The sequence below is a fragment of the Exiguobacterium profundum genome (assembly GCF_001909285.1).
Classification (GTDB): Bacteria; Bacillota; Bacilli; order Exiguobacteriales; family Exiguobacteriaceae; genus Exiguobacterium; species Exiguobacterium profundum.
Window position 1 is genome coordinate 1,805,904 of sequence record NZ_MRSV01000001.1, and the last position, 26,474, is coordinate 1,832,377.

27 protein-coding genes and 2 riboswitches are annotated in these 26,474 nt (G+C 47.3%); of the genes, 19 read left to right on the forward strand and 8 right to left on the reverse strand.

From position 1 onward, the window contains the following. Positions 1–193: 193 nt before the first annotated feature. Together BBB58_RS09365 and BBB58_RS09370 are read left to right on the forward strand one after the other, a co-directional pair. Positions 194–991, forward strand: coding sequence for a DUF4397 domain-containing protein (locus BBB58_RS09365; RefSeq protein ID WP_012726359.1), 798 nt, complete (start codon positions 194–196; stop codon positions 989–991). Beyond that, positions 936–1,580: a class F sortase gene (locus BBB58_RS09370; RefSeq protein ID WP_244150720.1), complete on the forward strand. Its 645-nt coding sequence runs from the start codon at positions 936–938 to the stop codon at positions 1,578–1,580. The genes BBB58_RS09365 and BBB58_RS09370 overlap by 56 nt, the downstream gene beginning before the upstream one ends. Before the next feature lie 87 nt (positions 1,581–1,667). Here BBB58_RS09370 and BBB58_RS09375 read toward each other — a convergent pair whose 3' ends face one another. Together BBB58_RS09375 and BBB58_RS09380 are read right to left on the reverse strand one after the other, a co-directional pair. Next, the gene (locus BBB58_RS09375; RefSeq protein ID WP_074036981.1) at positions 1,668–2,105 is read right to left on the reverse strand and encodes a MarR family winged helix-turn-helix transcriptional regulator; all 438 of its coding nucleotides are present in this window, start codon (positions 2,103–2,105) and stop codon (positions 1,668–1,670) included. An 88-nt stretch (positions 2,106–2,193) separates the two neighbouring features. Next, a complete protein-coding gene (locus BBB58_RS09380; RefSeq protein ID WP_240499823.1) occupies positions 2,194–3,252 on the reverse strand; it encodes a GTP pyrophosphokinase in 1,059 nt (352 codons plus the stop codon). Positions 3,253–3,348: 96 nt separating this feature from the next. On the opposite strand from BBB58_RS09380, the gene BBB58_RS09385 reads away from it, so the two are divergent. Both BBB58_RS09385 and BBB58_RS09390 read left to right on the forward strand, forming a co-directional pair. Next, positions 3,349–3,573 (forward strand): hypothetical protein, encoded by a 225-nt coding sequence (locus tag BBB58_RS09385; RefSeq protein ID WP_074036982.1) that lies wholly within the window; start codon positions 3,349–3,351, stop codon positions 3,571–3,573. Positions 3,574–3,652: 79 nt separating this feature from the next. Next, complete coding sequence (locus BBB58_RS09390; protein ID WP_031423645.1) at positions 3,653–3,973, forward strand: YflT domain-containing protein; 321 nt, start codon at positions 3,653–3,655, stop codon at positions 3,971–3,973. 29 nt (positions 3,974–4,002) lie between these two features. On the opposite strand, the gene BBB58_RS09395 is transcribed toward BBB58_RS09390, so the two are convergent. Beyond that, positions 4,003–5,040 (reverse strand): SDR family oxidoreductase, encoded by a 1,038-nt coding sequence (locus tag BBB58_RS09395; RefSeq protein ID WP_074036983.1) that lies wholly within the window; start codon positions 5,038–5,040, stop codon positions 4,003–4,005. Positions 5,041–5,229: 189 nt separating this feature from the next. Between BBB58_RS09395 and BBB58_RS09400 the strand changes: the two genes are divergently transcribed. Continuing rightward, positions 5,230–6,525 (forward strand): glutamine synthetase family protein, encoded by a 1,296-nt coding sequence (locus tag BBB58_RS09400; RefSeq protein WP_074036984.1) that lies wholly within the window; start codon positions 5,230–5,232, stop codon positions 6,523–6,525. 42 nt (positions 6,526–6,567) lie between these two features. On the opposite strand, the gene BBB58_RS09405 is transcribed toward BBB58_RS09400, so the two are convergent. From BBB58_RS09405 to BBB58_RS09415, 3 genes are all read right to left on the reverse strand, one after another. Further along, positions 6,568–8,061, reverse strand: coding sequence for a peptide MFS transporter (locus BBB58_RS09405; protein WP_074036985.1), 1,494 nt, complete (start codon positions 8,059–8,061; stop codon positions 6,568–6,570). Positions 8,062–8,204: 143 nt separating this feature from the next. Further along, a complete protein-coding gene (locus BBB58_RS09410; protein ID WP_031423648.1) occupies positions 8,205–9,449 on the reverse strand; it encodes an MDR family MFS transporter in 1,245 nt (414 codons plus the stop codon). Between the two features lie 268 nt (positions 9,450–9,717). Further along, positions 9,718–10,818: an AI-2E family transporter gene (locus tag BBB58_RS09415; RefSeq protein ID WP_074036986.1), complete on the reverse strand. Its 1,101-nt coding sequence runs from the start codon at positions 10,816–10,818 to the stop codon at positions 9,718–9,720. A gap of 158 nt (positions 10,819–10,976) precedes the next feature. After that, positions 10,977–11,076, forward strand: a riboswitch (SAM riboswitch). A 78-nt stretch (positions 11,077–11,154) separates the two neighbouring features. Between BBB58_RS09415 and BBB58_RS09420 the strand changes: the two genes are divergently transcribed. From BBB58_RS09420 to BBB58_RS09440, 5 genes are all read left to right on the forward strand, one after another. Continuing rightward, positions 11,155–12,330: an aminotransferase class I/II-fold pyridoxal phosphate-dependent enzyme gene (locus BBB58_RS09420; RefSeq protein WP_074036987.1), complete on the forward strand. Its 1,176-nt coding sequence runs from the start codon at positions 11,155–11,157 to the stop codon at positions 12,328–12,330. After that, positions 12,327–13,343 carry an iron-containing alcohol dehydrogenase gene (locus tag BBB58_RS09425; protein WP_074036988.1) on the forward strand — a complete coding sequence of 339 codons (1,017 nt, stop codon included), beginning with the start codon at positions 12,327–12,329 and terminating at the stop codon, positions 13,341–13,343. Before BBB58_RS09420 ends, BBB58_RS09425 begins: the two co-directional genes overlap by 4 nt. Positions 13,344–13,384: 41 nt before the next feature. Continuing rightward, positions 13,385–13,489, forward strand: a riboswitch (SAM riboswitch). A 73-nt stretch (positions 13,490–13,562) separates the two neighbouring features. After that, positions 13,563–14,384 carry a MetQ/NlpA family ABC transporter substrate-binding protein gene (locus BBB58_RS09430; RefSeq protein WP_084543076.1) on the forward strand — a complete coding sequence of 274 codons (822 nt, stop codon included), beginning with the start codon at positions 13,563–13,565 and terminating at the stop codon, positions 14,382–14,384. 11 nt (positions 14,385–14,395) lie between these two features. Beyond that, entirely contained in the window at positions 14,396–15,430 is a 1,035-nt protein-coding gene (locus BBB58_RS09435) for a methionine ABC transporter ATP-binding protein (RefSeq protein ID WP_074036989.1), read from the forward strand. Next, the gene (locus BBB58_RS09440; RefSeq protein ID WP_012726344.1) at positions 15,402–16,064 is read left to right on the forward strand and encodes a methionine ABC transporter permease; all 663 of its coding nucleotides are present in this window, start codon (positions 15,402–15,404) and stop codon (positions 16,062–16,064) included. Before BBB58_RS09435 ends, BBB58_RS09440 begins: the two co-directional genes overlap by 29 nt. Positions 16,065–16,093: 29 nt before the next feature. Here the strand turns inward: BBB58_RS09440 and BBB58_RS09445 are convergent, their stop codons facing one another. Then, complete coding sequence (locus tag BBB58_RS09445) at positions 16,094–16,489, reverse strand: Spx/MgsR family RNA polymerase-binding regulatory protein (RefSeq protein WP_074036990.1); 396 nt, start codon at positions 16,487–16,489, stop codon at positions 16,094–16,096. Between the two features lie 161 nt (positions 16,490–16,650). Between BBB58_RS09445 and BBB58_RS09450 the strand changes: the two genes are divergently transcribed. The 5 genes from BBB58_RS09450 to BBB58_RS15580 all read left to right on the forward strand — a co-directional run bounded on the left by BBB58_RS09450 (position 16,651) and on the right by BBB58_RS15580 (position 22,047). Continuing rightward, positions 16,651–17,034, forward strand: a complete 384-nt coding sequence (locus BBB58_RS09450; RefSeq protein ID WP_074036991.1) for a DUF302 domain-containing protein — start codon at positions 16,651–16,653, stop codon at positions 17,032–17,034. A gap of 99 nt (positions 17,035–17,133) precedes the next feature. Further along, positions 17,134–18,432, forward strand: coding sequence for a hypothetical protein (locus tag BBB58_RS09455; RefSeq protein WP_074036992.1), 1,299 nt, complete (start codon positions 17,134–17,136; stop codon positions 18,430–18,432). After that, positions 18,429–19,685, forward strand: a complete 1,257-nt coding sequence (locus BBB58_RS09460; protein ID WP_074036993.1) for a hypothetical protein — start codon at positions 18,429–18,431, stop codon at positions 19,683–19,685. The genes BBB58_RS09455 and BBB58_RS09460 overlap by 4 nt, the downstream gene beginning before the upstream one ends. Beyond that, positions 19,682–20,875: a hypothetical protein gene (locus tag BBB58_RS09465; protein WP_074036994.1), complete on the forward strand. Its 1,194-nt coding sequence runs from the start codon at positions 19,682–19,684 to the stop codon at positions 20,873–20,875. Before BBB58_RS09460 ends, BBB58_RS09465 begins: the two co-directional genes overlap by 4 nt. A 266-nt stretch (positions 20,876–21,141) precedes the next feature. Beyond that, positions 21,142–22,047 (forward strand): methyl-accepting chemotaxis protein, encoded by a 906-nt coding sequence (locus BBB58_RS15580; protein ID WP_074036995.1) that lies wholly within the window; start codon positions 21,142–21,144, stop codon positions 22,045–22,047. 21 nt (positions 22,048–22,068) lie between these two features. Here BBB58_RS15580 and BBB58_RS09475 read toward each other — a convergent pair whose 3' ends face one another. Beyond that, positions 22,069–22,722, reverse strand: a complete 654-nt coding sequence (locus BBB58_RS09475; RefSeq protein WP_074036996.1) for a M48 family metallopeptidase — start codon at positions 22,720–22,722, stop codon at positions 22,069–22,071. Between the two features lie 116 nt (positions 22,723–22,838). Here BBB58_RS09475 and BBB58_RS09480 point away from each other — a divergent pair, with 116 nt between their 5' ends. Genes BBB58_RS09480 through BBB58_RS15435 form a run of 4 tightly spaced genes read left to right on the forward strand, consistent with a single transcriptional unit; the run spans position 22,839 to position 26,414 of the window. Then, complete coding sequence (locus tag BBB58_RS09480) at positions 22,839–24,011, forward strand: MalY/PatB family protein (protein WP_074036997.1); 1,173 nt, start codon at positions 22,839–22,841, stop codon at positions 24,009–24,011. Positions 24,012–24,066: 55 nt separating this feature from the next. After that, positions 24,067–25,278 (forward strand): hypothetical protein, encoded by a 1,212-nt coding sequence (locus BBB58_RS09485; RefSeq protein ID WP_074036998.1) that lies wholly within the window; start codon positions 24,067–24,069, stop codon positions 25,276–25,278. Then, positions 25,275–25,655, forward strand: coding sequence for a hypothetical protein (locus BBB58_RS15430; RefSeq protein ID WP_244150721.1), 381 nt, complete (start codon positions 25,275–25,277; stop codon positions 25,653–25,655). Before BBB58_RS09485 ends, BBB58_RS15430 begins: the two co-directional genes overlap by 4 nt. A 30-nt stretch (positions 25,656–25,685) precedes the next feature. Then, entirely contained in the window at positions 25,686–26,414 is a 729-nt protein-coding gene (locus tag BBB58_RS15435; RefSeq protein WP_244150722.1) for a hypothetical protein, read from the forward strand. The last annotated feature ends 60 nt before the right edge of the window (positions 26,415–26,474 follow it).

The window sequence follows — 26,474 nt, forward strand, 5'->3', positions numbered from 1 at the left end:
TAGCGCTTTCGTCCGTTAGCATATTGGAGCACATTCAGGGCATAGTGTCCCCTTTACGTCATTGTCGGATTGTCTTAAGTTTAAGATGTCACCGAGCTACATAGCAATCAGATGTAGCACACCATGTAGCACTGCATCACATTTGTTGTATGCAAGTCGTGGGTTACCAAAGACCAAAAGGAGGAAATTTCACATGAAGAAGTTGATGTCTTTACTGGGTACTCTAGCACTGGCTTTCGCTTTCGTCTTACCGGTTAGCGCGGATGGACATGAAAATGCGATGGTCCGTGTGCTACATGCTTCACCTGATGCACCGGCAGTTGACGTGTACGTGGATGGGGAAGTCGCGGTCGAGGGAGCAGAATTCAAGGATCTCACAGACTACTTGACACTTCCTGCAGGGGATTACAACGTTGAAATCAAGCCGGCAGGTGACGCTGAAACAGTCGTCGTCGCAGCAGACCTCTCAATCGAGGCAGGCAAGTTCTATACAGCCGCTGCGATCGGTCAACTTGAAAACATCGAAATCGCTGCAATGGAAGACGATGCAAACTTTGAAGATGGTAAATCGAAAGTTCGTGTCGCTCACTTCGCACCAGATGCACCAGCGGTTGATGTCGCACCTAAAGGTGGCGACCCACTCTTCTCAAACCTCGAGTTCAAAGCAGTAAGTGATTACGGCACACTCGATGCTGGAACGTATGACCTTGAAGTACGCCCGGCTGGAGCGACTGACGTCGTCAAAGCACTTGACGGTGTCGCACTCGAAGGTGGCAAAAACTATACAGCATTCGCAATCGGACTCCTTGAAGGAGAACCAGCGTTTGAAGTCCTTCTCGCCGCTGATGGTGGGGAAATGGCAATGGCTCCTGAAACAGGACAAGGTGGTCTTGCTCAAACAGCTTCAATGAACTGGTTGCTCGCAGCAGCAGTGGTTGGAGCGGCAGCAGCTGGATTCTACGTCTTTCGTCGTCAGAAGCAAGACGCTTAAACTGATTTTCTTAGGAACAATCACATTTCTCGTATGGAGCGCTCAAGCGGAAGCTCCTGACAAACCGTTCGTGATGCCAACTGCTGAATTTGCCGAACCGCAGGTCTTGACCTCGAAGCAGGTAGATCGACAAACGTTTCATTCGAACAGTTTCGTCCCTGCCCGGCTGATCATTCCTTCAATCGATGTTGATACATCGATTGAAGCGGTCGGGAAGGATGAGGCCGGAAGAATGGACACACCGTCTGACGTGAATCAAGTCGGTTGGTATCAATACGGAGCCAAAGCAGGCGCAACGGGGAATGTCGTCCTATCGGGTCATCTCGATGACCTGAATGGTCCAGCTATCTTTGCGAATCTGGATCAACTTCCGATCGGAGAACTGGTGACGCTCCAACGGAAAGACCAAGTCGCAACGTATGAAGTGGTCAGTGTGAAACAGTATCGCCTCGATCAAGTGCCGCTCGCTTCCATTTTTGCGGCGACTCTTTCAAAGCGGATTCAATTGATCACTTGTGCAGGACCGTATGACGAGAATCTAGGGTATCGGGACCGGATCGTGGTCACGGCACACCTGATTGAAACGTAAAGATGAAGAGATGCTGACCGATGGGTCGCATCTCTTTTTTTCGCAAAAAATAGCCCTTCACCTTTACGGTGAAGGGCTATAGTCGGATTAAGCATCCATACGATCTAATAATTTTGAAAGTAAAATAAGTTCGTCATCTGAAAAATCAGTGAAGACATCCATCAAATATTCAATCTTCATGCTCTCTAATGTCTCAAACAACTCACGACCTTCATCCGTTGCCTGAAGTTCAACGACACGGCGGTCACGCTCGCTGCGTTCGCGAGAAATCAACCCTTTTTTCGTCAACTCTTCGGCAAGCGCAGTGATCATAGAAGCTGAAAATTGAAACTCATTTGACAGAGCAGAGGCGATTTGAGGACTCTGTTGACAAAGAGAACGTAGAATGAAGAATTCATTGCGGGTTAAATACTGTGAGAACATCGAACGGAGATTTTTTTTCACTCCACGATAGTTCATCCGGATTCCACGTTCAGCGTCTGCGACGAGCTGTCGACGTGAAGCGGTCTGTACGGGTGTTGTCATCCTCGAAACTACCTCCTAGCGATAATATTATTCATATATACTTCAGAACATAGAAACATTCTACATTAAAAACATGTTGTCTGTAAAGTTATAGGGGCTCGTCTTTTGCTCGAATTTGCTGAATGATGTCTTCATAATGTTTCAAGTCAGGATAGAACCGTCTAAAGAAAAATTCAATCTGCGGATCGTCGCCTTCCGCTAACAGTTTAGCGAGAACGGCATAGACGACACCCATGCCTTGTCTCGGTAACAGAGAAGATGGCAACAAGGTTGCGCATTGGACGGCTTGAGTATAGTAAGTCGAAAGTGTGTCATTCAAATCTTTGAACGTACGGATATCGGCGTAATGGAACATTCTCGTCAACTCGACGATGGCAGAGAGATCCGTCTCGAGTAGCCATTCGCTCTGGAAGATCGCGTTGTCTAGTTTCTCGACCGTTTGATCATTCGCAATATAATAGTTGAGATTATCTCGGGTAATGGCCACTTTTTCAGGAGAGTCAAGAATCTGTTCGACTGTTTCTTGTTCGAATGTTCGCAACTGTTTTCGAATGTTCACGAACTCGGAGTCGGCAATCTCCAATAGACCAGCGACCCGGCTGAAACTTCTTTTGATTTCAGGAGGAACGGCATTCGGATTTTTGTAACCGAGGTCGTGTTCAATCTCGGCCCAGGCGTGTTGTAGGATCGAGCGGACTTGAATTTCCGCCTCTTTTTCTGCAAAACGGCGATATTCACCGAGAGCAAGTCGCTTTTCACTTAATTCCACGACATAATGGACAGACAGATATCCGAACTCATTGGAGTCGAGCAACGTCGACTTATCGATGGACTGTTCACGGTCGATGGTGAATTCATCTTCTAAAATTTGCGCAACGGCGCGTACGTCGTCATGAAAGTATGTCACGATCCGTATCCCGGCCAAGTCTTGTACGTCACGTAAGGAACGATATTGATAAGGCTTGCGTGAGAGTTTGGCATATAGACTGTCCGCTTCTTTGGCACGGGCGACGATTGAATGGAACTGGATGCCGGCTTCTGTCAACAATTCACTGAGGAGCGCTTTCAGCTTTGTGGCAAACGCTTCATAATCTTCTTTCTCGTTCAAATATTCAAGCATGATTGTATTTAAGTCTTGTTTTGGCACAGAACTCACTCCTTTTCTCTATCCATAGTATAGCATCACACGTCAGAAACGATATGATAGCATGTATAGGGAATGAAATAGAAAGAGGTGGGATGGATGCATACATTCCGTTCAGGTGAGAGAGAGAAAGTCGAAATTATCGCTGGATTATTACAACAAGCCGGATATCGCATATCTCGTATCCACACTGTCGATTCCCAGTTCGTAGTGACCGCTCGATTAGAGGGTAGGACTCAAAGGGAAGGGGAGTACGATCGAATCGAGGGAATCGTGCAACATTTCGACATCGAAGAATGGATCACGAACGAAGAAATGGATTGATTGTATGTTTATCACCTCATTTTTCGGGAATAACAAAAACAGTGAATTATATGACTGTGAACGTTTAGGAGGATGGGGCATGTTAGAGACAAGAGTAGTGAATGATATGACGACGGTGGACCATGAAGTGAATGAGATGGTGTCAGGCGGATGTGTGAACGAGCACATCTACTTGTTCGCCAAAGATGAGGAATTGACCGTTCGATTGGCAGCAGAGGCTGGTGTACAACCATACCGAATCCCAGAGAAAGGGATGTTCGAGTCGTTGCTTTCGAAATTCACGAGCAATTCAGAAGATCGCATGGAACAGATGGAGAGTCTTGGACTCACAAAAGAGATGGTAGATTCACTCGAACGTGAAATCAAAGGCGGTAAAATCGTACTTGTTTGCGATAAATAAAAAATGGACCGGAAAAATCGGTCCATTTTTTATTTTGCTTTGTAATAGGCATTCACGATGCGACGTAACGATTGATGATCGAGACGGAGCGGAGCGAATCCGGCATCCTGAAGCAATTGTTTCGTGTTGTCGTCACGGAATCTAATGTCCCGATTCAAATACGGATTAAATACTTTTACCATATCATTGAACGTCTGTTCGACTGAGCTTAGTGTCGATGTGGGCGTTTCCGTGATCGTTAAATGCGGGAATGCTAGGGACTCTTTCATATAGTCGAGCATTGTTTCATTTTTTGGAGGTTTTTCGTTCGTCACGTTATAGATTGTACCCGCCTTCGCGTGCTCGATGGCAGCGAGTAGTACATCCGCTACATAATCGACAGGGACAAGGTTAGAAGTGCCCGTCGCAGAGCCGATCAATCGAATCGATTCGAAGTCATGGCCACGACGTTCCAGTTTCCGTTTAAATAGCTCGAGCGCGCGCATGTATCCATACATCGTAAACTTCGAGTCGGCCTCTCCCGTCTTCGAGTCTCCGACGATGATGGCCGGTCGGAAGATTGAGACGTCAAGCTCATCCCGTGACTCCCAGACCGCCTGCTCGGCGTGTGCCTTGCTCTCTTCATAAGGATTTAAAAAAGACTGAGACACATCGTACAGTGTTTCCCCGCCAACTTCTTTAGCGCCGAGCGTGTAAGCCGTACTCAAAAAGAAAAAGCGATGGCAGTCAATTAACTTAGTTAATCGAAGGGCCTCTTTCGTTCCGGTTAAATTGGTCTCGAACAATTCATCACGTAATTCTTCATCGAATTTGACGAGTGCAGCCATGTGTAGAAATAAATCAATTTTCCCTTTATGTGTCTCGATGAACTCTTCATTGGCCCCGAGCGCATGTGACGTCAAGTCGCCTGGTAACACTTCAATCGACTTTTGTTCTTCAGCGGTGAATTGTGCCTGTACCTTCTCCGGTGTTCGCGCCAACATACAGACGCGATGCCCCCGTTGAATCAATTCTTTGGCGAGTCGCCCTCCTAAAAATCCGGTTCCACCAGTCATAAAAATATACAATCGCGTTCTCCCTCTCTGTGACATTCTTTACCCATCATATCAACTCTTGTCGCATGTAGCCACTTTGCCTTTCCTGAAATTCCATGTTTAGAAAAAATCGAACTCGGTTATGAACTATAGAGAAGCGTACGAACGGTGCGTAAAGACAGCTTGCCTGTCAAATCCATTGAAGTGAGGTTTTAACGAATCATGGCAAATCTATTCGGAACAGACAAGGATGACGCAAAAAAGAAGCAACAAGATATTGAGAAAACGGTACAAGAGAAAAATATCACCCAAATCCATCTATATTTCTCAGATGTTCTCGGTGATTTAAAACTCTTGACGCTTTCGGCAAAATTGTTGCCTGAAGTCTTTGAGGGAAAAACGATGTTTGATGGTTCTTCAATCAACGGGTTCTCTTCCATCAAAAACTCAGACTTATTCTTGAGACCGGATTTAGATCGTCCACGGTATGAGAAAGACGGCGAGGAAAATATTTTGGCATTCTTCTGTGACGTATGCACTCCGGAGGGAGAGCGATATGAATACGACCCACGTAATGTATTGAAGGATGCACTCGAACGTGCAGCACGTGATGGCTACTCGGTATTCGTCGGGGCAGAGCCGGAATTCTTCATCTTTGACGAGAACGGAGAATTTTATGACGAGGCCGGATATTTCTCGACACGTTCAGAGGATAAAGGATATGAAGTGCGACAGCACATCGCGAACCGTCTAAGTGGTGTCGGGTTCAACATTGAGGCTGTTCACCATGAAGTCGCTCCTGCGCAACATGAGATTGGCATCAAGTACGATGACGCACTCCATACAGCGGATAACATTCAGTTTTTTAAAGAAATCGTCAAGATTGCGGCGAAGGAGAAAGGGGCATCCGTCTCATTCTTGCCAAAACCGTTGCGTGATGTGAACGGTTCTGGAATGCACTTGAACATCTCTGTCTGGAAGAATGATGAGTCCGGAAATCCGACGACCAACGCGTTCGACGAAGTCGATGCGGATTACGGATTGTCGAAAACGGCGCGTCATTTCATCGAGGGAATCTTGAAGCATGCCCGTGCCACAGCAATCTTCACGAATCCACTACCTGAATCATACGAGCGTCTCGTTCCTGGATTCGAGGCACCTGTCAATATATGCTGGAGCCCATCGAACCGCAGTTCGATGATTCGAATTCCGGCTTCCCGTGGAAGTGCGACTCGTGTAGAGGTCCGAAACCCTGATCCGAGTGCGAACCCATATTTGGCACTTGCCGCGCTCATTTATGCCGGACTTGAAGGAATCGAGCAACAGCTCGTTCCGTCTTCTCCGAACGAGGACGACTTGTTCGAGTATTCAGCGAAGCAAATCGAGAGCCAAGGCATCGCATCACTGCCTGCGACATTCCATGAATCGATTCAGTCACTGAAACAAGACAACTTCCATGACTACTTTAACCACAATATGATTGATCGCTACTTGTCACTCATTCAAGTGCGAAAATAAAAATGACGCCAGCCGATTAAATCGGCTGACGTTTTTTGATGATTAATGGATACCACGCATATACACTTTGATTTTCGGTGCAAGTGCGAACAGAATCAAGCTTAAGATGATGGCGACGCCACCAATCACGCCGAAGTAGAGCATCTCGTTCTCAGGTGTGTAGAACTTGACCAGCTGTGCGTTGATCCCTTGCGCCGCAGCGTTCGATAAGAACCAGAGCGACATCGTTTGAGCGGAGAAGGCAGCTGGTGCGAGTTTAGTCGTTGCCGACAACCCGACCGGTGACAAACTTAGTTCTCCCAGAACGACGATGAAATAACTTAAGACGAGCCAGAGTGGGCTGACGAGGGCATCCGGACCACTGAAGTATGCTGGGAGCAGGATGACCAAGAAACTGATTCCGGCAAATAAGATCCCGAAAGCAAACTTCGTCGGAATGCTCGGTTCGCGGTCACCAAGTCGGACCCATAACCAAGCGAAGACCGGTGCCAGTAAGATGATGAACAGTGGGTTCAGTGATTGGAACCATGCTGGTGACAACGTGAATCCAAAGAACTCTAAGTCAGTCCGTGTATCAGCATAGCTCGCCAAAATCGTTGCACCCTGCTCTTGGATCGCCCAGAACATGACGGAGGCGATGAAGAGCGGAATGTAGGCGATGATTCGCGAGCGCTCGACCTCAGTCGTTTTCGGACTACGATACATGATGATGAAGTAAATCGTCGGAATCGCGATACCGAACACCCCGACGAGTGAGATGAACGTATTGATCGTGAACCATCCGAGTGGAATCAAAATCGCAAGCAAAATGGCAATTCCGATGGTAACAATGCTGACGATTTTTATCGTTTTCTTTTTCTCATCAGGCTTCAACGGATTCGGTACATACGAACCAGCTAAGCCGAGGTTCGTTTTTCGTGTCAATACGAAGACGACGAGTCCAACGAACATCCCGATTGCCGCGAGCGCAAAGCCCCAGTGGAATCCATAGTCTTTTTGCACTTGACCTACGATGAGTGGTGAAATGAATGCCCCTAAGTTGATACCCATGTAGAAGATACTGAATCCAGCGTCACGACGGCGATCCGTCTCGCTGTACATGTCTCCGACGATACTTGATACGTTTGGTTTCAATAATCCGGTACCAATGACGATCAACGCCATGGAGATGAACAAGAAGACGACACTACCTGGAATCGAGAGGACGATGTGTCCGAGCATGATGAACACACCACCGTAGAATACCGCGCGAGACGTCCCGAAAATCCGGTCTGCAAGCCATCCCCCAATGACCCCAGACATATAAACGAGCGCGCCATAGACGGACATGATTGAGAGTGCGACGTTTCGGTCTAGACCGAGTCCTCCCTCAGAGACTTCATAGTACATATAGAATACGAGGATGGCCCGCATGCCATAGTACGAGAAACGTTCCCAAAACTCAGTGAAGAATAAAGTGAACAACCCTTTCGGTTGTCCGAAGAAGCCTTTTTGTGGAACACTGTCCACGATTGTCTGTTTATCGATCCTTTCCATGAAAGATCCCTCCTTAACCGTTTTATCATAAAAAGGATTATTATGATTGTAAAGTGAATTGAATGATAATTTCAAATTTTAATAAAGATGAAAAGAATGAAAAGACCACACTTCCGAAATCAGAGAGTGTGGTCAATGAGCGGTTAAGCCGTCTTTTGCTTTGCTTCCGTCGCTTGGACATGACGTCCGAGCTGCCAATAGATGATGCCTGATAAACAACTCGCTCCACCGATGAGGATCAAAGCGATGTGTCCGGCACGATTGTCAAAAAAGACACTTGCGATGATTGGTGCCGTGACACCGCCGATCAGCCATTGGATACTCGCTGCGCCGTTATAGGCACCACGCATATTCTCCGGTGCGATCAAGGCGATGAATGTCTGCTGAACAGGGGACATGATCATCTCACCTAACGTATAAAACGCATATACGGCGAGTAAGATCCCGACGAGTGGCACGTAAGGGGTATCGAGTGCGAACAAGGCTCTAGGCACAATCGCAAGCAAGATCATACCGATACCAAATACGGTCGCTCCTGCTAACATGACCTTACCGAACGGCTTGTTCCCGAGTTTTGAAGCAATCGGGAACTGGAAAAGAACTACCATGATTCCATTCAGTGCTAACAGATACGGAAATGGGTTCTGTTGTGCGGTATACGTCGGGAGCGATTCTTTTAAAAAGAGTGGTAGCATGCTCTCGACGACGGAGAATCCCATTGATATGAATATACCCGCAAAGATGAAGACGAGAAACACGCGATCGTTATAAAAGACGCGCAACACTTCCCGGTTGCTTGGAGTCTCATCTTCCGTAAACTCGGGCAACGACTCATGTATGAACGTGCCGAGCGCAATCGCATATAGTCCAAAGACGAATGCCGCCGCAAAGAAGATGAGCTCGCGGTCGATGAACAGCACCGCACTACCAAGAAGTGGACCGAATGCAGCGCCGATGTTATGTCCCATCCGTAAAAGTCCGAACGCTTCGTTCATATGCTCTGGCTCCGTGACATCGGCGACCATCGCGCTTGCGGCAGGGTGGAAGAGCGAGTTCGTCAGTCCGAGCATCGCGTTCAATAAAAGAAGCGGCCAGAACGAGTCGGCGAACGCAAATCCGATGAGGGCAAGTGCGTCCCCAATGATTGCGATCATCATGATTGGTTTTCGACCATACAGGTCTGCTAGACGTCCTCCGATCATCGAACCGAGGAGCGCCATGATTGGGCCAGTCGCCATGATGATTCCGACTTGAAGGTAGCTATCTAACTGGTCACTATAGTAGAGAACAAGGAATGGGGCAATCATGAACATCATAATTCCCGTAATCGTTTCCCCTAAAAAACGAATCCAAATGTTGCGGTCGAGCCGCTTGAGTGATTGAAACATACAGGTCACCTGCTTTATTTAATTTTAGACACAAAAGGGACGTCATATGCATGAAGGCATACGACGTCCCACGTTGTTTATGCATGCCTCGATAGGCAGGCGTCTTAGATATGAATCAATCGAAGAGGTGCCTGCCAATCAGTATGAACTTGAGTGAATGGTTTCGAAGATACTACTGACATGGGAACCTCTCCTTTCTGTTAATTGTGTTCTTCTCCTCAACTGTATGACACATTTCCTCAATGTGTCAACAAATTTATGAGGTGAATCAAAGTAATTCGTTTAGATTTTTTCGGTTCATTCTATAATCGATGAGGCGAGACAAGACGACTTGAATCATGGCCGTGATCGGCACGCTCACGAACATCCCGATGAGGCCGAACAGGCTTCCTCCGATGATAATCGATGTGATGACCCAAAATGGTGTGATGCCGACACTATCTCCGAGAATCTTCGGTCCGAGCCACAATCCGTCAAACTGCTGTAACAAGAAGATGAACAAGAGTACCAATACGGCGGTGAACGGATCATAGAAATAGGTGATGATAAACGCTGGGATCATCCCGAGTAGCGGTCCGACGTAGGGGATGAAGTTTAAGACGCCGACGATGACTCCGAGAAGTAGGGCATATGGGGCCCCGATGATCAAGAGTCCAATGACTGCTAGCACTCCAATGATCAGACAGTCGAGTGACTTTCCGATAATATATCGTTTGAAGATATAATCCATCTCTTGAAAAATGTCGATTGTCGTCTTTGCAGTGCCGACAGGTAAAAGCGCATAGAGAAGACGCTTGAACATACGGGCAAAGACTTCTTTGTCCTTTAAGAGATAGATGGAGATCACAATTCCGATCAAGAAGTTAATCAGGGTCATCGTGAAGCTGGAGACGTAACTGACGGATGAAAGTACAGCCGTCTCGACCCAACCTGAGTATCGTGCTTCGAATTGAGCAAAATCAATTGCTTTGGCGATGGTCGCATTATAATCTTTCAAATAATTGTTCACTTCTCCAAGAAATGCATCAATTTGTCGAATGTAGACCGGTAGTTCTTCAATCAACGATGCGAGACTTGAGTAAATCCGCGGGAACAACGTAACGACCGAAATCGCCAAGAGGCCGATGAACGTGATATAGACGATGAGTAATCCTTGATACCGTTTCAAATGGAACCGTTCTTCAATGTAAGAGAGTACGGTATTGAGTAACAAGGCGATGGCGATCCCCATAATGACGGGGGTCAGTAACTGAAACGTGTATTGTAAGACACGTGAGATGGTATCTGGTTCACTGATGACACGCCATAAGACGAGTAAAATCAGTCCGATTACACTCAGTTTCCAAATAAGTTGACGATTAAGCTCCAATGCTCTATCCCCTCATACAAATATAATTTTTCTACTCTTTTACTATGAATGTTTTTTGAAAAGGATTCAATAGATGTTCACCTTGAAAAAAAAGTTTGACACCGTTGGGAATGTCTGGTTAACTTAGGGACATACAAAAATTACATAACGAATGACACTTTCTATCAAGAGAAGCGGAGGGACTGGCCCGATGAAGCTTCAGCAACAGATTGCAAAATACTGTGCTAATTCCAGCAAGGTGACCTTGAGAGATGGAAAGGTGGTTGACTACATACGTCTGTATCGAGCACCCCTTTCCTCAGAAAGGGGTGTTTTTTCGTATTAGTTTGATCCATCATGTCAGACAGACGTTCCAAGTTATTAAAATCGTTACCGACACAACACTTTGTCGGATTAGCAGAAGAAGTCGCGGCAGTCGAGGCGAGTGGCAAGACCGTCATCCGACTCGGACAAGGCACACCCGACTTACCGACACCAGCTCCAATTTGTGAAGCGCTTGAACGAGCATTGACAGACCCGACGACCCATCAATACGGACCGTTCCGAGGACAGACTCGACTAAAAGAAGCCGTGGCCGCATTCTATCAACGTGAATACGGAGTCGACCTCGACCCAGCAAAAGAAGTTGCGATTTTGATTGGCAGCAAATCGGGTCTCATCACTTTGCCTCAGTGTCTTCTTGAGCCGGGTGAAGGCATCTTGCTCCCGAACCCTGGCTATCCCGATTATATCTCGGGAGCGCGTCTCGCCGGAGCGGACATCATCGATTTGACGTTGAAGGAAGAGCACGGCTATCTCCCGGATTACGCCACGCTCGATCCGCTTCATGCACGACTTATGTATTTGAACTACCCGAGCAATCCGACCGGCGCTGTCGCGACGCCAGCCTTCTTTGAGGAGACGGTTGAATTCGCCACAAACCATAATCTGATGGTCGTACATGACTTCGCCTATGGAAGTATTGGCTTTGATGGGCATGTCCCGCCAAGTTTTCTCCAAGCCGAAGGGGCGAAAGAAATTGGGATTGAGGTATATACGATGTCGAAGGCGTTCAACATGTCGGGATGGCGTGTCGCGTTCGCAGTCGGGAACGCAGATATCATCGAGGCGATCAATACGTACCAAGATCATGTCCACGTATCCGTGTTTTCTGCCATTCAAGAGGCGGCCATCGTGGCGTTAGAATCGCCGCGTGACTTACGTGACAATCTAGCCTCACTTTACGAAACAAGACGAAACCGATTGATTGACGGGTTACGCCGGGCAGGGTGGGAGATTGAGGCACCGAAAGGTTCTTTCTTTGTATGGGCGAGAGTACCTGAAGGCGATGCAAAATCATTCTCGACGAAGTTACTTCAAGAGGCTGGCGTCGCCGTCACACCGGGCTACTTCTTTGGAACGGAGGGGGAGCACCACATCCGGTTTGGCCTCGTATCATCTGAACAGAAGATTGATGAAGCGGTAGAACGGATTGAAAGACTGTTTGCAGCCTACGAGGAGGTCCATCAATGATTCGACAAGCGGTGCTGGAATACGACCATTCGAACGATGCACTCAATAAACTTTATTCTTTGATTGGGAATCGGGAGGCACTCGTTTTGAAAGGAATTAACGGATACGATGAAGCGGTTCGCGTGTCCCCTCGTCTAGCAGAAGTTCCGAATGTACGATTCAACGGGGAATGTTCAGACGAAGAACTCAAACGATTAAAAGCGTATCGACCTGACGTATGGATTGCCGTCGGTGGCGGTAAATTGATTGATACGGCGAAGCGGATTGCATTTACCCAGTCGGTCCCGCTCATCGTCGTTCCAACACTTGTGTCAAACTGTGCCGCCTTCACCCCGCTCAGCGTGATCTATGGAGAAGACGGTACATATTTACGATATGATACGTTCCCCGTCGTCATCGAGCGCGTCATCGTGGACACACGATTGTTACGTGACTCACCTTATGACTATTTCAGAGCCGGTGTGATTGATACGGTCGCGAAGTGGTTCGAAGCCCGATATATTAGCGGAACAACATCAAGGGACGCAGGGATTCAGTCGGGGCTTTCGCTTGCGGCACAGTGTGGAGCGTTGATGGATTTGTCCATTCGTGAAGATGACTTCCGCCGTTATGACACGGACATCCGATATATCGTTGATCATGTCCTCGCCATCGGAGGTGCCGTCGGTGGGTTCGGCGATGCCGGCACTCGTGTCGCCGTCGCCCATGCAGTGCATAATGCGCTCAGTCGTTTTGATTCGACGCATCACTGGTTGCACGGGGATAAAGTAGGCTTTGGGCTGATCGTTCAAGAACAATTGGCTTCATCCAAAGACGCCTCATTCCTCGAGAATTGGCTACACGCCATCGCTGCTCCAACGTCACTCGAACAACTTGGCATTCGCTTTGATCAAGTCGATGAATTGGTCGACTATGTCATCGAAGAAATGTCGATTCAAGGCATACGCAAAATCGAAGATGCTGAACGATTAAAAGATTTTTTCAGAAATCTTCAAGAAACGGTTTACAAATAATTCTTTTATCAGTAATATAATAACAAAATAATAGAACCGATTGCTTATCAAGAGTGGTGGAGGGACTGGCCCGATGAAACCCGGCAACCAGATCAGAAATGATCATGGTGCTAATTCCAACAGACGAGACGTCTGGGAGATGAGCGTGTCCGACTTTCACGTGTCGTGCCCGCCGCTCTTTTTGAGTAGCGGGTTTTTCATTTGGAGGAGGAATCATTCATGAACATTAAACAAAAAACAATTTTGGCAGGTACATCTATCCTTGCGGCCATCGCACTCTCAGCGTGCGGACAATCCGAGGCGAGCGAGACGCTAAGCACGAAAGAGCTAACGATCGGCGTGACTGGTGGACCACACGAGCAAATCGCCGAGAAAGTACAGGAGCTCGCAAAAGAAGATGGGCTCGAAATCGATATCAAAGTATTTAATGATTACAACACCCCGAACACCGCTCTCGACGAAGGAAGTCTCGACGTGAACAGCTATCAGACGCTCTCGTTCCTCGAACAACAAAAATCGGACAAGGGATATAAGATTGACGACGTCTTCAAGACGGTCGCTTTCCCGATGGGGCTCTATTCAGAGAAGTTGACGGATATCAAGGACTTAAAGGAAGGCGATAAAGTAGCCGTCCCGAATGACCCGGCGAACGAGCTCCGTGCGCTACGATTATACGAAACGGCCGGACTCATCACGTTAAAAGAAGGATTGACGGATAAAGCGACGAAGCGCGACATTGCTGAGAATCCGCTCAACCTCGAATTCATTGAACTTGAAGCATCCCAACTGCCGACGCAACTCCCGGAAGTGGCACTCGCGGCCATCAACACGAACTTCGCGATGGGAGCGGGTCTATCCATTAATGAAGATGCCCTCTTCCATGAAGATACGGTCGACAACCCATATCCGAACTACGTCGTCGTCCGTTCGGCCAATAAAGAAGATGAAGTCGTAAAGACACTGAAGTCTTACTATCATTCAGATGAAGTACGTGCCTTCATCGAAGAAGAATTCAATGGTTCGGTCGTGCCGGCATTCTAAGGAGGGGTCTTATGATTGAACTGAAACAAATCACCAAGGAGTTCAAGGTCAACGGAGACACGATCACGGCACTCGATGATGTCTCCCTCACGATTGAGAGAGGGGAAATCTTCGGAATCATCGGGCGAAGTGGTGCCGGTAAGAGTACGCTCATCCGGATGATCAATCTTTTGGAGCGTCCCACATCAGGCGTAGTCGAGATTGAAGGACAAGATATTACACTAAAAAAAAAAAAAGGGTTGTCGACGTTACGTCAGCGAATCGGTATGATCTTTCAGCACTACAACTTGCTGAAAACCGCGACCGTCGAAGAGAATGTCGCCATCCCGCTTCGTCTCGAAGGTCTGGAAAAACAGGTCATCCGCGAACGGGTCGACCGCTATCTCCAAATCGTCGGACTGAGCGAACATCGGAACCATTACCCTGAACAATTGTCGGGTGGACAGAAACAACGTGTCGCCATTGCGCGAGCGCTCGCCCACGAGCCTGATATTCTACTCAGTGATGAAGCGACAAGTGCACTCGACCCTGAGACGACCGAGTCGATTTTAGAGTTGCTGCTCGAAATCAATCGCGAGCTCGGATTGACGATTTTCTTGATCACACATGAGATGGAAGTCATCGAACGAATCTGTGACCGGGTCGCCGTCATCGATCGTGGCCAAATCGTTGAACAAGGACACGTACTAGACGTCTTCTCCAATCCGTCACACGAGACGACCCAGAAGTTTCTTAAGACAAACCTCGACGTGCCGGAAGAAGTCGTCTCAGAACTCCAGACCCGGGGAACGCTCGTCCACTTGTCGTTCATCGGCAGTCAGACGGAACAAGCAGTCCTGGCACAATTGACCAAGCGGTTCGGCATCCTACCGAACATCATTGGAGGCGGGATTAAAAAGTTAAAGGCGGGTCTTGTCGGAAACTTGCTCGTTCATCTCGATGGAGATCATGATCAAACGGAACTAGCCGTCCGTTATTTGAAGACGAGCGGCGTACATGTGAGGGAGGTGTCAAACCATGCAACAGTTTTGGACAGACTGGGGTGATTTAATATGGACGGGAACGGTTCAAACGTTGACGATGACGAGCATCGCGCTTTTGATCTCGACCTTGATCGGATTGCCGCTCGGGACGTTGCTCGTTTTGACGAGACCGAATGGCAGACTCGCAAACCGATTCGTCTATGGTGGCTTGTCGAGCGTTATCAACGTCATCCGTTCCATCCCGTTCATCATTCTGTTGTTCTTCATCTTACCGTTCACACGGTTCATCATGGGGACGACAATCGGCGTGCAGGGCGTCTTGCTCCCCTTGATCGTCTTCACCGCTCCGTATATCGCTCGACTCATGGAGTCTGCACTACTCGAAGTCGACCGCGGGGTCATCGAGGCGTATGAGGCAATGGGAATCTCGACGAGAAAAATCATCTGGTATGTCCTCATTCGAGAAGCTCGGTCTTCCATCGTTCTCGGATTGACGATTGCGACGATTGGGTTGATTGGAGCGACGGCCATGGCCGGACTCGTCGGAGCAGGTGGGCTAGGTGATATCGCCTATCAATACGGACATCTCCGTTTCGAACCGGAAGTCATGTACGTGACCATTTTCGTCCTCATCCTCCTCGTTCAATCCATCCAATCCTTCGGGAATCGACTGGCGGCAAAATTAAAAAAGGCATAAAAAGAATCGTGTCGCGAAAGCGACACGATTTATGCGTTATGGAGCAGACGTTTCAGTTCGGCGATGCGGTCATGTCTCGGGATGAACGTCCGAATCTCTTTCTCACTGAAACCGACCTGGATGCGATGATGATCGAAGACGATCGGACTTTTCAGGATTTGAGGATTCGAGGCGACGAAGCTATATAGCTCACGAATCGACATCTCGTCAAGTTTCTCTGCCGCTTGTTTATAGACACTCTTTTGGACCGACAACAAATCGGTCGTCCCATTTTCCGTCAGGCTCAACATCTCTTTGAATTCTCCGAAGGATAAACCTTGGTCTGTCAATTTCTTTTCGATGAAGGGAATTTTTTGTTCCCGTTTCCAATCAATCGTTTTTCTGGAAGAACTGCAGCTTGTATGCGTGAATACCGTGACCGTCACGACAACCACTTCTCCTTTACATCAGTTTGGTTCTAACTATTATCTCCTTTTATACGTTCGAGTTCGTGATTATGTTTCAAATCACATACAGTTTCTTTTTGATTGAGGATCACTTCGTTCGGGTACAGATTCCATGAGTAACCACATAAGGAGGAATGAAGATGTTTGACTATACCGTACAATCCGACCGTACCGTGGATGATGTTGTCGTTCGTCTCGGAGAAGCATTGAAAGAAGAATCATTCGGGGTGCTGTGGGACTTTGATTTGAGTGAGACGCTTGAGAAAAAGGGACAGGGGATTGATGGGAAGTATCGCATCTTAGAAGTATGCAATCCGAAGGCGGCAAAAGAAGTGCTGTCGAAACAGTTAGAAGGGGGCTATTTCCTTCCATGTAAAATCGCGGTGTTCAAAAAAGAAGACCATACCCAAATTGGTATGCCGAGACCGACTGAATTAATTCGCCTCATCGATGACGAATCGTTACAAGCCGTCGCGTTAGACGTCGAGTCCCGATTGCAACGTGCCATCGACCAAAGTAAATGATTGTTCTACCATCCGCTCATGAAACGTGAGCGGATTTTTTTCGTATAGGATAGTTAGATAATGGTAAAATTGGATGATGAGATTATAGGAGGGGATATTTTGTACAAAAGAGGAATCATGATGTTACTTAGTGCTTCATTTTTAAGCGCTTGTGGGGCATCTAATATAGAAGTCATTCAACTAGATTACATAGAGGATCAATGGAACGTGGAAAGCTATTCAAAAGAAGGAGAGATGATTAAAGTTCATGAGTCAAAAGAAGTATTGGCTGCATGCGAAGGGGAGCGTGCAACCGAATTAAAGGGTGACATCACGGTATATCAAACGGCGATTGCAGAGAGAACCGAGCCTGTTTCAGCAATGACCCCATATACGATGAAAGTCGTGACGTACTTAGAAGGTGACGAACGGTATGCCGTATGTCGTGAAAGCTACACCAATCAACTGATGGCGGAAGCGATTGACTCGTTTCCAGACTTTGTGAATACAAGTGACGGAATTCGACTTCCACGACTCCCTCGTATTCATCAGACATCTTCTGCGTTACAAGACAAGTTGGTGGAAGCAGAAGGATTGGATTTTGACGGGAATTCCATCACCTCGTTCCCGCATACGTTACTGGAAATCGAACCGGCGCTCTACGGCGAACTTGAAATGAAACTCGGTGGCAAGGTGATTCGTTATCCGATTGCGCAGTTCGAGCCGCGAGGATTTGAGATGCCGAATCAACAGATTGCCATCGGATATGATAAAAAGACGTTTCGTCCATATATTCTCTACTCGTTTGACGGTCAATTTTTCATGCCTCTTCCGATTGAGTTCGATGAGTTAGAGGACCCGGAGTCAAAAGAGAATACGGTCTTTTCCGAGTTAGAGATCAAGACTGTCGCGACAGCTCGTGAACTGAACGAAGAAGAGGAAACTCCGTTCTATACTTTCTCGTATCTGAAAAACGGGAAACATGTGACCGAAACGATGACGATTCGATTCGCACCTGGCTTGTTTCTAAAAGAAGGAGAAGAACCAGATCCGATGTTTGAGGATTGGTTGCCTGTTGAAGAAGCCGGGCCAAAGGTCATCGTCCATCGCAAACCATACGATGGAGGGGCGATGGAATTCGCAGAGTATAGTGAGGCCACGAAAGAGGAAGCGAAAGAATTGTTCGACATCATCAATGAGGCAGACCCCGTCGATCGCCGCGGAGAAGATTCAGAATATCGATATTTGACTTTAACAGACGGTTGGAAGGGTCAAGAGTTCGAAATCAGCTATCAAAAACGTTCGAAAAAAATTGATATCTATTTAACGGACCCGCTCCGCGATCAAACATTTAAATTATCGAGCGAAGGAGCGGAATCGTTCTTAGACATATTTCCGCGCCTAAGGGAAACATTATGAAGCGAATCCTTATATTCATTTGCTGTATTGGTTTGATGACAGGTTGTGATGATGAACAGATGGATGTCGTAAAGCTAGATTACATATCGGAGCATTGGAATGTGAAAGATCTTCAATCAGGTCATATGGATGCCAAGTCGGTGAAGTGGACTCCTGATTTACTCGATACGTGTTCCGGGAATGCAATTTCACGAATCGAAGAGGACGTCACCGTCTATCGCTCGTATGAATTGAATCGAAAATTCGATGATGCACATAAAATCGTGATGTATATGGAAGGAAATCAACCATACGCTGTTTGCTATGACAGTGCTTCTGAACAAATCAGGGCGGAAGAGATAGATGAATTCCCTTACTTCGTTCATACGGAAGAAGGGACCGACATCTTGAGTACGCCAACGATTCGCACGGGTACACATGAAGAATTGAAACAAATGGAACAGAAAGACCAAGGTCATTACTATCCTATGCCCGTCCGTCTCCTCGAGGGGACGATGATTCATGTGACACCCTCATTATATGGCCAAATCGATTTAACGATTGGAGATCAACAAGGACTGTTCCCCATTTCACATTTAGAGCCATTTAGTGCCCAATCGGAAGAAGTAGGAATCGCGCTTGGGTATGACGAACAATCGAAAGAAGCGTATTTTTATTATGAGAAAGAAGATGGATTGACGACCATACTTCCTTTAGTCGTGTGGAATGAAAAAGAACATAAACACATGTCGATTCAATTCGAAGGGCTACAAGTAGAACAGGTACTTCGGGAAGACATTCTTAAACCTGGTGTCAAGACGCCTCTCTACACGTTCTCCTTCATTGAAGATGGGAAACGTGTGAATGAGGAGATCAGTTTAACTTATTTGAATGGTGAATTTTCGACACATGATCCTGTTCAAAACGCTAGCCATTCAAATGGTCCATTCGTTTATGTTCATGAGAAGCCATTAAACGGTGCGCTCGATATTCAGTACCCAAACGTGCTAATGGCTGAAGAGAACGACATATCAGATCTGATGAATGCGATTGATGACGCAATACCTGTCAAACGTGCTGGAGATGTGACTGACTATTCGCGTCTCACGATCATCGATGGTTGGGGTGCTCAAGAATTTCAGTTAAGTTTCAAGGAACGAAACAAAAAAATCGATGTCTATCTGACGGACCCGCTCCGCGATCAAACATTCAAATTATCAAGCAAAGGAGCGGAACGGTTCTTGGATCTATTTCCGGAGGTGAAAGAGTCATGATGAAACGAATGCTATTGATGTTAAGCACAGTCGGGATTTTGTCGGGTTGTGCTGGAGAACAGATGGATGTCGTAAAGTTGGACTATATGCCTGAGCAATGGAACGTGGGCGATTTGTATTCGAATCAGATGGATGCCGAGTCGGAGACGTGGTCGACTGCAATTCTCGGCGCTTGTACGGGTGAACCGCTCACTCAGATCGAGGGGGATGTAACGGTTTTCAATTCATATGCGGTGAATCGGAAAGTCATGATATCAGATTATGATCCGAGCTCATATAAATTGGTGACTTTCTTGAAAGGAAAAGAAAACTACACCATTTGCTATGATGGAGACTATTCCAACATGAAATTAGGGAAGATTGATGAACTACCGGACTTCCTCGATTTATCAGCGGGTATCAAAGTCCCGAGCGTCCCGAAGATGAAAGCGGGTACGAAAGAGGAAGAACACGTCGCAGAACAGAGTGACCCATCCGAGTACCTTGGGATGCCCATCAACCTGTTCGAAGACACGATGATTCATTTGACCTCTCCTTTGAATGGCGCGATTGCGTTAACAGTAGGTGAACAGGAAGGAATCTTTCCCATCTCGACCATTGAACCATATAATGCGCAAATGGGAACCGCAAAGATTGCACTCGGATATAATGACAAATTGAAAGCCGCTCACTTTTACTTCGAAACTACGAACGGTACGACATCTATTCAACCTTTCCTTGTATGGGATGAGAAAGACGGCGCACATGTCCCCATCCAGTTCGAAGGATTACAAGTCGAACGGGTCCTCCAGACGGATACATTAGAGCCGGGGGTTAAGACACCTCTTTACATATTCTCATACAAAAAAAATGGGAAGCGTGTGAAAGAAGAAGTCAGCTTGACGTACACGAAGGGCGAGTTTGCCACGAAAGATTCCATTAAAGAATCCACTGAAGCAGGACTCATTGCAAATCCTTCCGTTCCGCGAGGTCCGTTTTTCTTTCTCCATAAAAAACCGTTAGATGCGGAGGCCACATTGAATTATCCGGATACATTGCGTGCGGCTGGCATCGACATGTCTGATTTGATGAACGCATTTAAGGAGGCAGAACCGGTGGATCGAGCTGGAGAAGTGGGGGACTATCCCCTTCTCACCATCATAGATGGATGGAAAGGGCAAGAATTTCAGTTAAGCTTCCAGAAACGGTAAAAAAAAGTAGATGTCTATGTGACGGATGAAACACGAAACCAAACGTTCAAACTGAGCAGTGCAGGGGCGGAAACGTTTTTCTCCTATTTCCCTGATTTAGATGAGTGAAAGGCGCCCCTCGGCGTCTTTTTATTTGGTAAATACTTCAAACCCAAGATATTGACCTTCTGTATAAAAAGAGAGTAATGGAATGTTATGGGATACGTTACACTGAAATTCACGATTTAGTACGAACATCCTAAGAATAAGAAAGGTTGCTATCTATAATGAGTACTTTGAACCAAAAAGGAATTCAATCTGCAGACGTTTTTCAATCCTTTGTAACGAATATGGCGATGATTCGATTCGACCGTCAACGCCGGGTCGTCGATGTGAACGATACGTTTGCGAAAGCAATGAAATATAGACGCGAGGAGATGATTGGCATGCAGCATCACTTGTTCTGCCCTTCTTCCTTTGTCAATAGTCCAGAGTATTCGGCATTTTGGGAGAAATTATGGAATGGTTTCAGTTTCTCGGATAAAGTGGAGCGTGAGAATGCAAAAGGGGAAACCATTTGGCTCGAGGCGACGTATATGCCGATTTTTGAAGGAGATGATGTCATCGGTGTCGTCAAGATCGCATCGGACATCACCGCACGGCAACAAGTGATTGAGGATTATGCGTATCGCTTTAAATCGATGACCGATGTGCTCGACGAACGGGCAAAGACAGGCATGCAAGACACGAAAGTATTGAATGAAACGATTGAAAAGCTTGCAAAAGATGCCGCGGACAACCTCCATGCCCTTCAGAACTTGCGTCGTCAAGCCGATGACATCGCGAAAATTGCCTCGTCGATCAAAGAGATTGCGGCACAAACGAATCTATTGTCCCTGAATGCTGCCATCGAAGCGGCACGAGCAGGTGAACACGGGCTTGGATTTAATGTGGTTGCGACTGAGGTCCGCAACCTCTCCCGTATGGTTGAACGTGCGGTCATCGACGTCAACTCGAACACGGAAGGGATGAACGTCGAGCTTCGGAAAATTGTAGAAGGTGTCACTGCGTCCAATCAAGAGATTCAGTTAAGTGCAAAAACGATGGAACAGACGATGGAGCGATTCCATACGTTCGAGCAGGCAGCAGCCGAGTTACATGATACGGCCGACACATTTACATCCAACCTGTGAACCGATTGACCCTACACGGGGTCAGTCGGTTTTTTTGAGTCGTAACGTATGTCCGTGTCGTTTCAACCAATCTTTCGCTGTAGCGGTATTCGGATAGATCGTTTGTAACGTGCTCCAAAAAGAAGGGGAGTGATCGAAGTGAACGAGATGCACCCATTCGTGAGCGATGACGTAGTCCATCATCTCTTTTGGCGCCAGCATGAGGCGAACATTAATGGAGATGGTTCCATTCGAACTACATGATCCCCAGCGTGTCTTTTGGTGACCGATACGAATCTTTTTCGCTTTAACGCCTAAGATCTTTTCATAAATTGGTGCCCGCTCGATCGCATAGTGTAAGGCACGTTCACGAAGCCAAATCTCATACTGTTTCCAGAGTGTAGCGTCGTCCCATGCTTCCGGAACCCAAAAAGACGTGCCGTCATGCCGAAGCGTCCGCCCGCTGTCTCTTCTGACCGGGTAATGCTCTCCGTGAAGCACAAGTCCGCGATCAAGAACGGACATCTGTTGAGGAAGATTCTGCAACGTCTCACGAATCCATGTGTCGTGCTCTTCTAGTGCGCGGTCGACGAGACGTTTTGGTAATCGAGCCGGGACTCGGAGTTCGATTCCTTCCGGTGTGACATAAAAGGCAGCTCTTTTTCTTCGTTTGTTTCGAATGACGGTAACACGCATTGATGTGCCTCCTTTCTTATCTCGATAGAGTATAACGAAGTCGGCAAAAAACTGCCATGCTTTTTTTGGCACGTAGTCGAATCAACTTTGATACAGTAAGAGTAGGAGGGATGAACATGAAATCAATTTTACAACAACAACTTGAACGTAAAGGTACGAATTCAGTGAAGTGGGATGGGTTGGAGCGATGGTTCCATTTGTCAGAAGATATGTTACCGCTATGGGTAGCGGATATCGACATCCGTACTGCACCGTCCATCTCCGAGGCGCTCGCTATAAAAGCCGCTCAAGGGGAATTCGGGTATACATTGTTCGCAGCTGAAGCGCAAACAGCGGTGAGCGATTGGTACGGCCGACGTCACGATTTAATTGTTGACCCGAACCATGTGTTATTCTCTAGCGGTGTCGTGCCTGCTTTGACGCATATCGTCGAGGCGTTGACTGAAGTCGGAGATGGCGTCGTCATCCAGTCACCTGTCTATCCACCATTCCACGAACTCGTTGTCGGTTCCAAGCGACAAGTGTTCGATGCCCCGTTGAAAAAAATTGACGAGCGCTACGAGATGGATTTTGTCGCACTCGAGGAAGCGATGAAACAAGCGAAACTCTTCCTACTCTGTTCCCCACATAATCCAGTTGGGCGTGTCTGGACGAGAGCGGAACTAGAAAAGGTCGTAGCACTCGCGGATCAATATGAGGTGATTGTCGTCGCTGACGAGATTCATGCAGATTTGACATTCCCGTCTCATAAACATACCGCAATCGGCACACTCGACTCGCGTATCATCACGGTAAGTGCGCCCTCAAAAGCATTTAACATCGCCGGATTATTTGCGTCCTACATCATTTGTCCGGTCGATGAGTGGCGGAAGCAAATCACGAAAGTACAGAACAAACATCATGTGCTCCCGACACCGTTCGCGAACACGGCTATCATCGCCGCGTATACCGATAACCGCGCGGAACGTTGGCTCGACCAGTTGCGAGAAGAATTGGAGCAACAAATGAATGACGTGATCGATTCCATCGAATCAAACCTTCCGATGCTCCATACGAGCCGTCCGGAAGCGAGTTATCTGCTTTGGCTCGATTTCTCGGAGTTACCGATGTCTGCCGAGGAGCGGAAGTCATGGCTTCATCATGAGGTTCGGATCTTCTTGTCACCGGGTGGTCCGTTCGGTCCTCAAGGTGAAGCGTTCGAACGGATGAATATCGGGACTCGTCGTGAACTGTTGGACGAGGCGATTCATCGGCTGAGCGCGCAAATGAAGCGAAAAGCGTTTGTGTAAAACGAGAATCGGGAAAAATTCACAATGAGATGATGAAAGAAAGTGAGTGGATGGGATGGAGACGATCAACTGGAAGAAAAAGATGGAGGAACAGTTAAGGCGTAGCGGCTTCACCTTGCAAGTCGAAAACATGTCCAATATCCGCTTGACTGAGATTCTTGCGAGTTCTTCTCCATTGATCTCTTATCCGCTCCGAGTCCGTTTATATGAGCGGATGGGTTGGCTCATGTGTACGGTCGATTCGCCAACGCTCGATCGGAATGAAGACCATCCGTTATTTGAACGAATGGTGACCGCCGTCTTTGAACGGATTGTGCGTCACCTTTATAACGGATATGGTTTTCATATCTTGACGTTTATCGGGGATACGGGAAATTACATCGCCCCGAAAGATTCGGAGACAGGGGAGGTCGTGCGTCTCGTCGCCCACCTTTGGAATGACCGGTCGTACATTCACCTTGACACCTTTGAAGAGTATCCAGCCTTATACGTGACGCCGCCATGGGCACATCAAGCCTATGCCATCGAAAGCACAGAGGATGAGTGGGTTATATACGCAGGGAGAGGGGGGAGGCCGTCGACCGATTATCGTGCGGACGGTGTCGAATTGAAACCTCATCGTCTATCGGATGGTGAGCTCTTCTTCCCGGTGGATCGGATTTCGAAAGAGAAAGGAACCCTCGCCCTGGCCGAATGGCTTCGACTCGAAAGGCGAGAAGTCGAGGACTTTATGATGTCCTTCATGCAGACAATCCGGAAGTTCGATCCGTCGTTTGGATTCGCATGGGGTGGGACCGAAACCTTTTTTCATGGTGTATCGGTTGAACCGTACGCGCAGGTGCTCAGGCTCGAAAGTGGGAAACGTCGCTATCGCGTCATGAACAATACGGCAAAACGACTATTTGCCGCCTCGGACGACCCGAACGAGTGTCTGAAGGAAGTGAGTCGAACACTAGGGACAATCACGCTCCCTGAACGGCGTGTCTCAGCCCTCGGTCAATTGATCATGGGGATCTGGCAACAGTTTGAGACCGATGAAGAGACGTACATTCAAGAAGTCGCGTTTCGTGACATCTCCAAATTCCAAATGGAAGAAAAGATTGGACATGCTCTCGCGAATCAACAACGGATTCGCTGGATCGACAAGAATCATCCGCATCAGGATGTGATTGAATATGCTCATCTTCGTATCACGTTCCCGAAACGACCACCTGGGCTTGTTACAGTCGAACCCGCTGAATCCGGACAAGAGAGAGGTGCTTTATGAGAATCGTTGATGCACGAGCCATGCCAATCGATCATGAAGATGTGATCGCCATTACCCCTTCCTCTGTCTACTATCGCGAGAAGATGGATCGAACGACATTCTCGCTCTATCGCTTTGACGAAGAGGACGGTGTGATCACACAATTGAACCGAAGGGAGTACGCGGATTATGGTTATCCCAAGCTTTTCGTCGATGGAGACATCGTCTACTTTATAAATGAGGTTCCAGACGGTGAAGGGGTAGTCAAGACAGAATTGATTGCCTTCTCTTACAAGTCAGGCACCGAAGAAGTTGTCACGACGTTTGAGAAGCGTGGGAATAGCACATTGTTCTGGGTATTGGATCATCGTTACTTCCTCTTTTTGACGGCTTTTTAATCATCGGATGAAGCATGGCTTTATGACCGGGTGACCAATCAACGGGAGCGTATTCGAGATGAGCGCCTCGTCGGTAAGACGGAACGATTCCGAGAATTATATTTGTTTACGACCACATTCGCTGGTGCTCCATACATCGTCTGTAACGCAAGACTCGATGAGTTTGACTATTATAATGCACTCGATGATGGGCGCATCTCTCCTGACGACCCGATTGACCATTCCGAGGCACTATTGATTTGCCCACTTGAAGAGGCAGTCGAGGCGATATGGGATCATCGGGACGAATTGCCATTCGATGATGTCCTTCGTCTTCAAGGGGAAGGGGACACGGTTCAATATCTCGGAGAAAATGAAGGGACGCTTCGATTCTCCGCTTTTGTTGACTCGTTAAATAAGGAAGTCATCTATGATTTGACGGCTCCCGATGTCTTGCATGAAGTATCGGTCGTCGATTGGGGTGCCTATGAACCGATTGATTTCACATACGATGATATTAGTTCGACGATTTTCATCAAAGTCGATGAGACTGATATGCACTCAGAAGTCATCGACCTAGCAACCGGTGCGCGTTATATCGACGTGGAACCGTTCGAACGCGTCATCGGTCACCGCTATCTCGTCCATGAATATTCGGAAGGGCTAACGAGCGGTGTCGTGATCTTCGATTTAGAATCGGAAGAACGTCTCACTTATGACAATGCCTATTTTATGGTCATCGATGATGCCATATTGATATTGTCAATGTCTAGCATATAAATATAACCACCACCCATCATATAGGTGGTGGTTATATTTGGTTATATAGTTTACATAACA

Coding starts and splice junctions, on each gene's coding strand:
- BBB58_RS09365 (WP_012726359.1), top strand. CDS start 194: ATGAAGAAGTTGATGTCTTTACTGGGTACTCTAGCACTGGCTTTCGCT.
- BBB58_RS09375 (WP_074036981.1), bottom strand. CDS start 2,105: ATGACAACACCCGTACAGACCGCTTCACGTCGACAGCTCGTCGCAGAC.
- BBB58_RS09385 (WP_074036982.1), top strand. CDS start 3,349: ATGCATACATTCCGTTCAGGTGAGAGAGAGAAAGTCGAAATTATCGCT.
- BBB58_RS09390 (WP_031423645.1), top strand. CDS start 3,653: ATGTTAGAGACAAGAGTAGTGAATGATATGACGACGGTGGACCATGAA.
- BBB58_RS09400 (WP_074036984.1), top strand. CDS start 5,230: ATGGCAAATCTATTCGGAACAGACAAGGATGACGCAAAAAAGAAGCAA.
- BBB58_RS09405 (WP_074036985.1), bottom strand. CDS start 8,061: ATGGAAAGGATCGATAAACAGACAATCGTGGACAGTGTTCCACAAAAA.
- BBB58_RS09410 (WP_031423648.1), bottom strand. CDS start 9,449: ATGTTTCAATCACTCAAGCGGCTCGACCGCAACATTTGGATTCGTTTT.
- BBB58_RS09420 (WP_074036987.1), top strand. CDS start 11,155: ATGTCAGACAGACGTTCCAAGTTATTAAAATCGTTACCGACACAACAC.
- BBB58_RS09425 (WP_074036988.1), top strand. CDS start 12,327: ATGATTCGACAAGCGGTGCTGGAATACGACCATTCGAACGATGCACTC.
- BBB58_RS09430 (WP_084543076.1), top strand. CDS start 13,563: ATGAACATTAAACAAAAAACAATTTTGGCAGGTACATCTATCCTTGCG.
- BBB58_RS09435 (WP_074036989.1), top strand. CDS start 14,396: ATGATTGAACTGAAACAAATCACCAAGGAGTTCAAGGTCAACGGAGAC.
- BBB58_RS09440 (WP_012726344.1), top strand. CDS start 15,402: ATGCAACAGTTTTGGACAGACTGGGGTGATTTAATATGGACGGGAACG.
- BBB58_RS09450 (WP_074036991.1), top strand. CDS start 16,651: ATGTTTGACTATACCGTACAATCCGACCGTACCGTGGATGATGTTGTC.
- BBB58_RS09460 (WP_074036993.1), top strand. CDS start 18,429: ATGAAGCGAATCCTTATATTCATTTGCTGTATTGGTTTGATGACAGGT.
- BBB58_RS09465 (WP_074036994.1), top strand. CDS start 19,682: ATGATGAAACGAATGCTATTGATGTTAAGCACAGTCGGGATTTTGTCG.
- BBB58_RS15580 (WP_074036995.1), top strand. CDS start 21,142: ATGAGTACTTTGAACCAAAAAGGAATTCAATCTGCAGACGTTTTTCAA.
- BBB58_RS09475 (WP_074036996.1), bottom strand. CDS start 22,722: ATGCGTGTTACCGTCATTCGAAACAAACGAAGAAAAAGAGCTGCCTTT.
- BBB58_RS09480 (WP_074036997.1), top strand. CDS start 22,839: ATGAAATCAATTTTACAACAACAACTTGAACGTAAAGGTACGAATTCA.
- BBB58_RS09485 (WP_074036998.1), top strand. CDS start 24,067: ATGGAGACGATCAACTGGAAGAAAAAGATGGAGGAACAGTTAAGGCGT.
- BBB58_RS15430 (WP_244150721.1), top strand. CDS start 25,275: ATGAGAATCGTTGATGCACGAGCCATGCCAATCGATCATGAAGATGTG.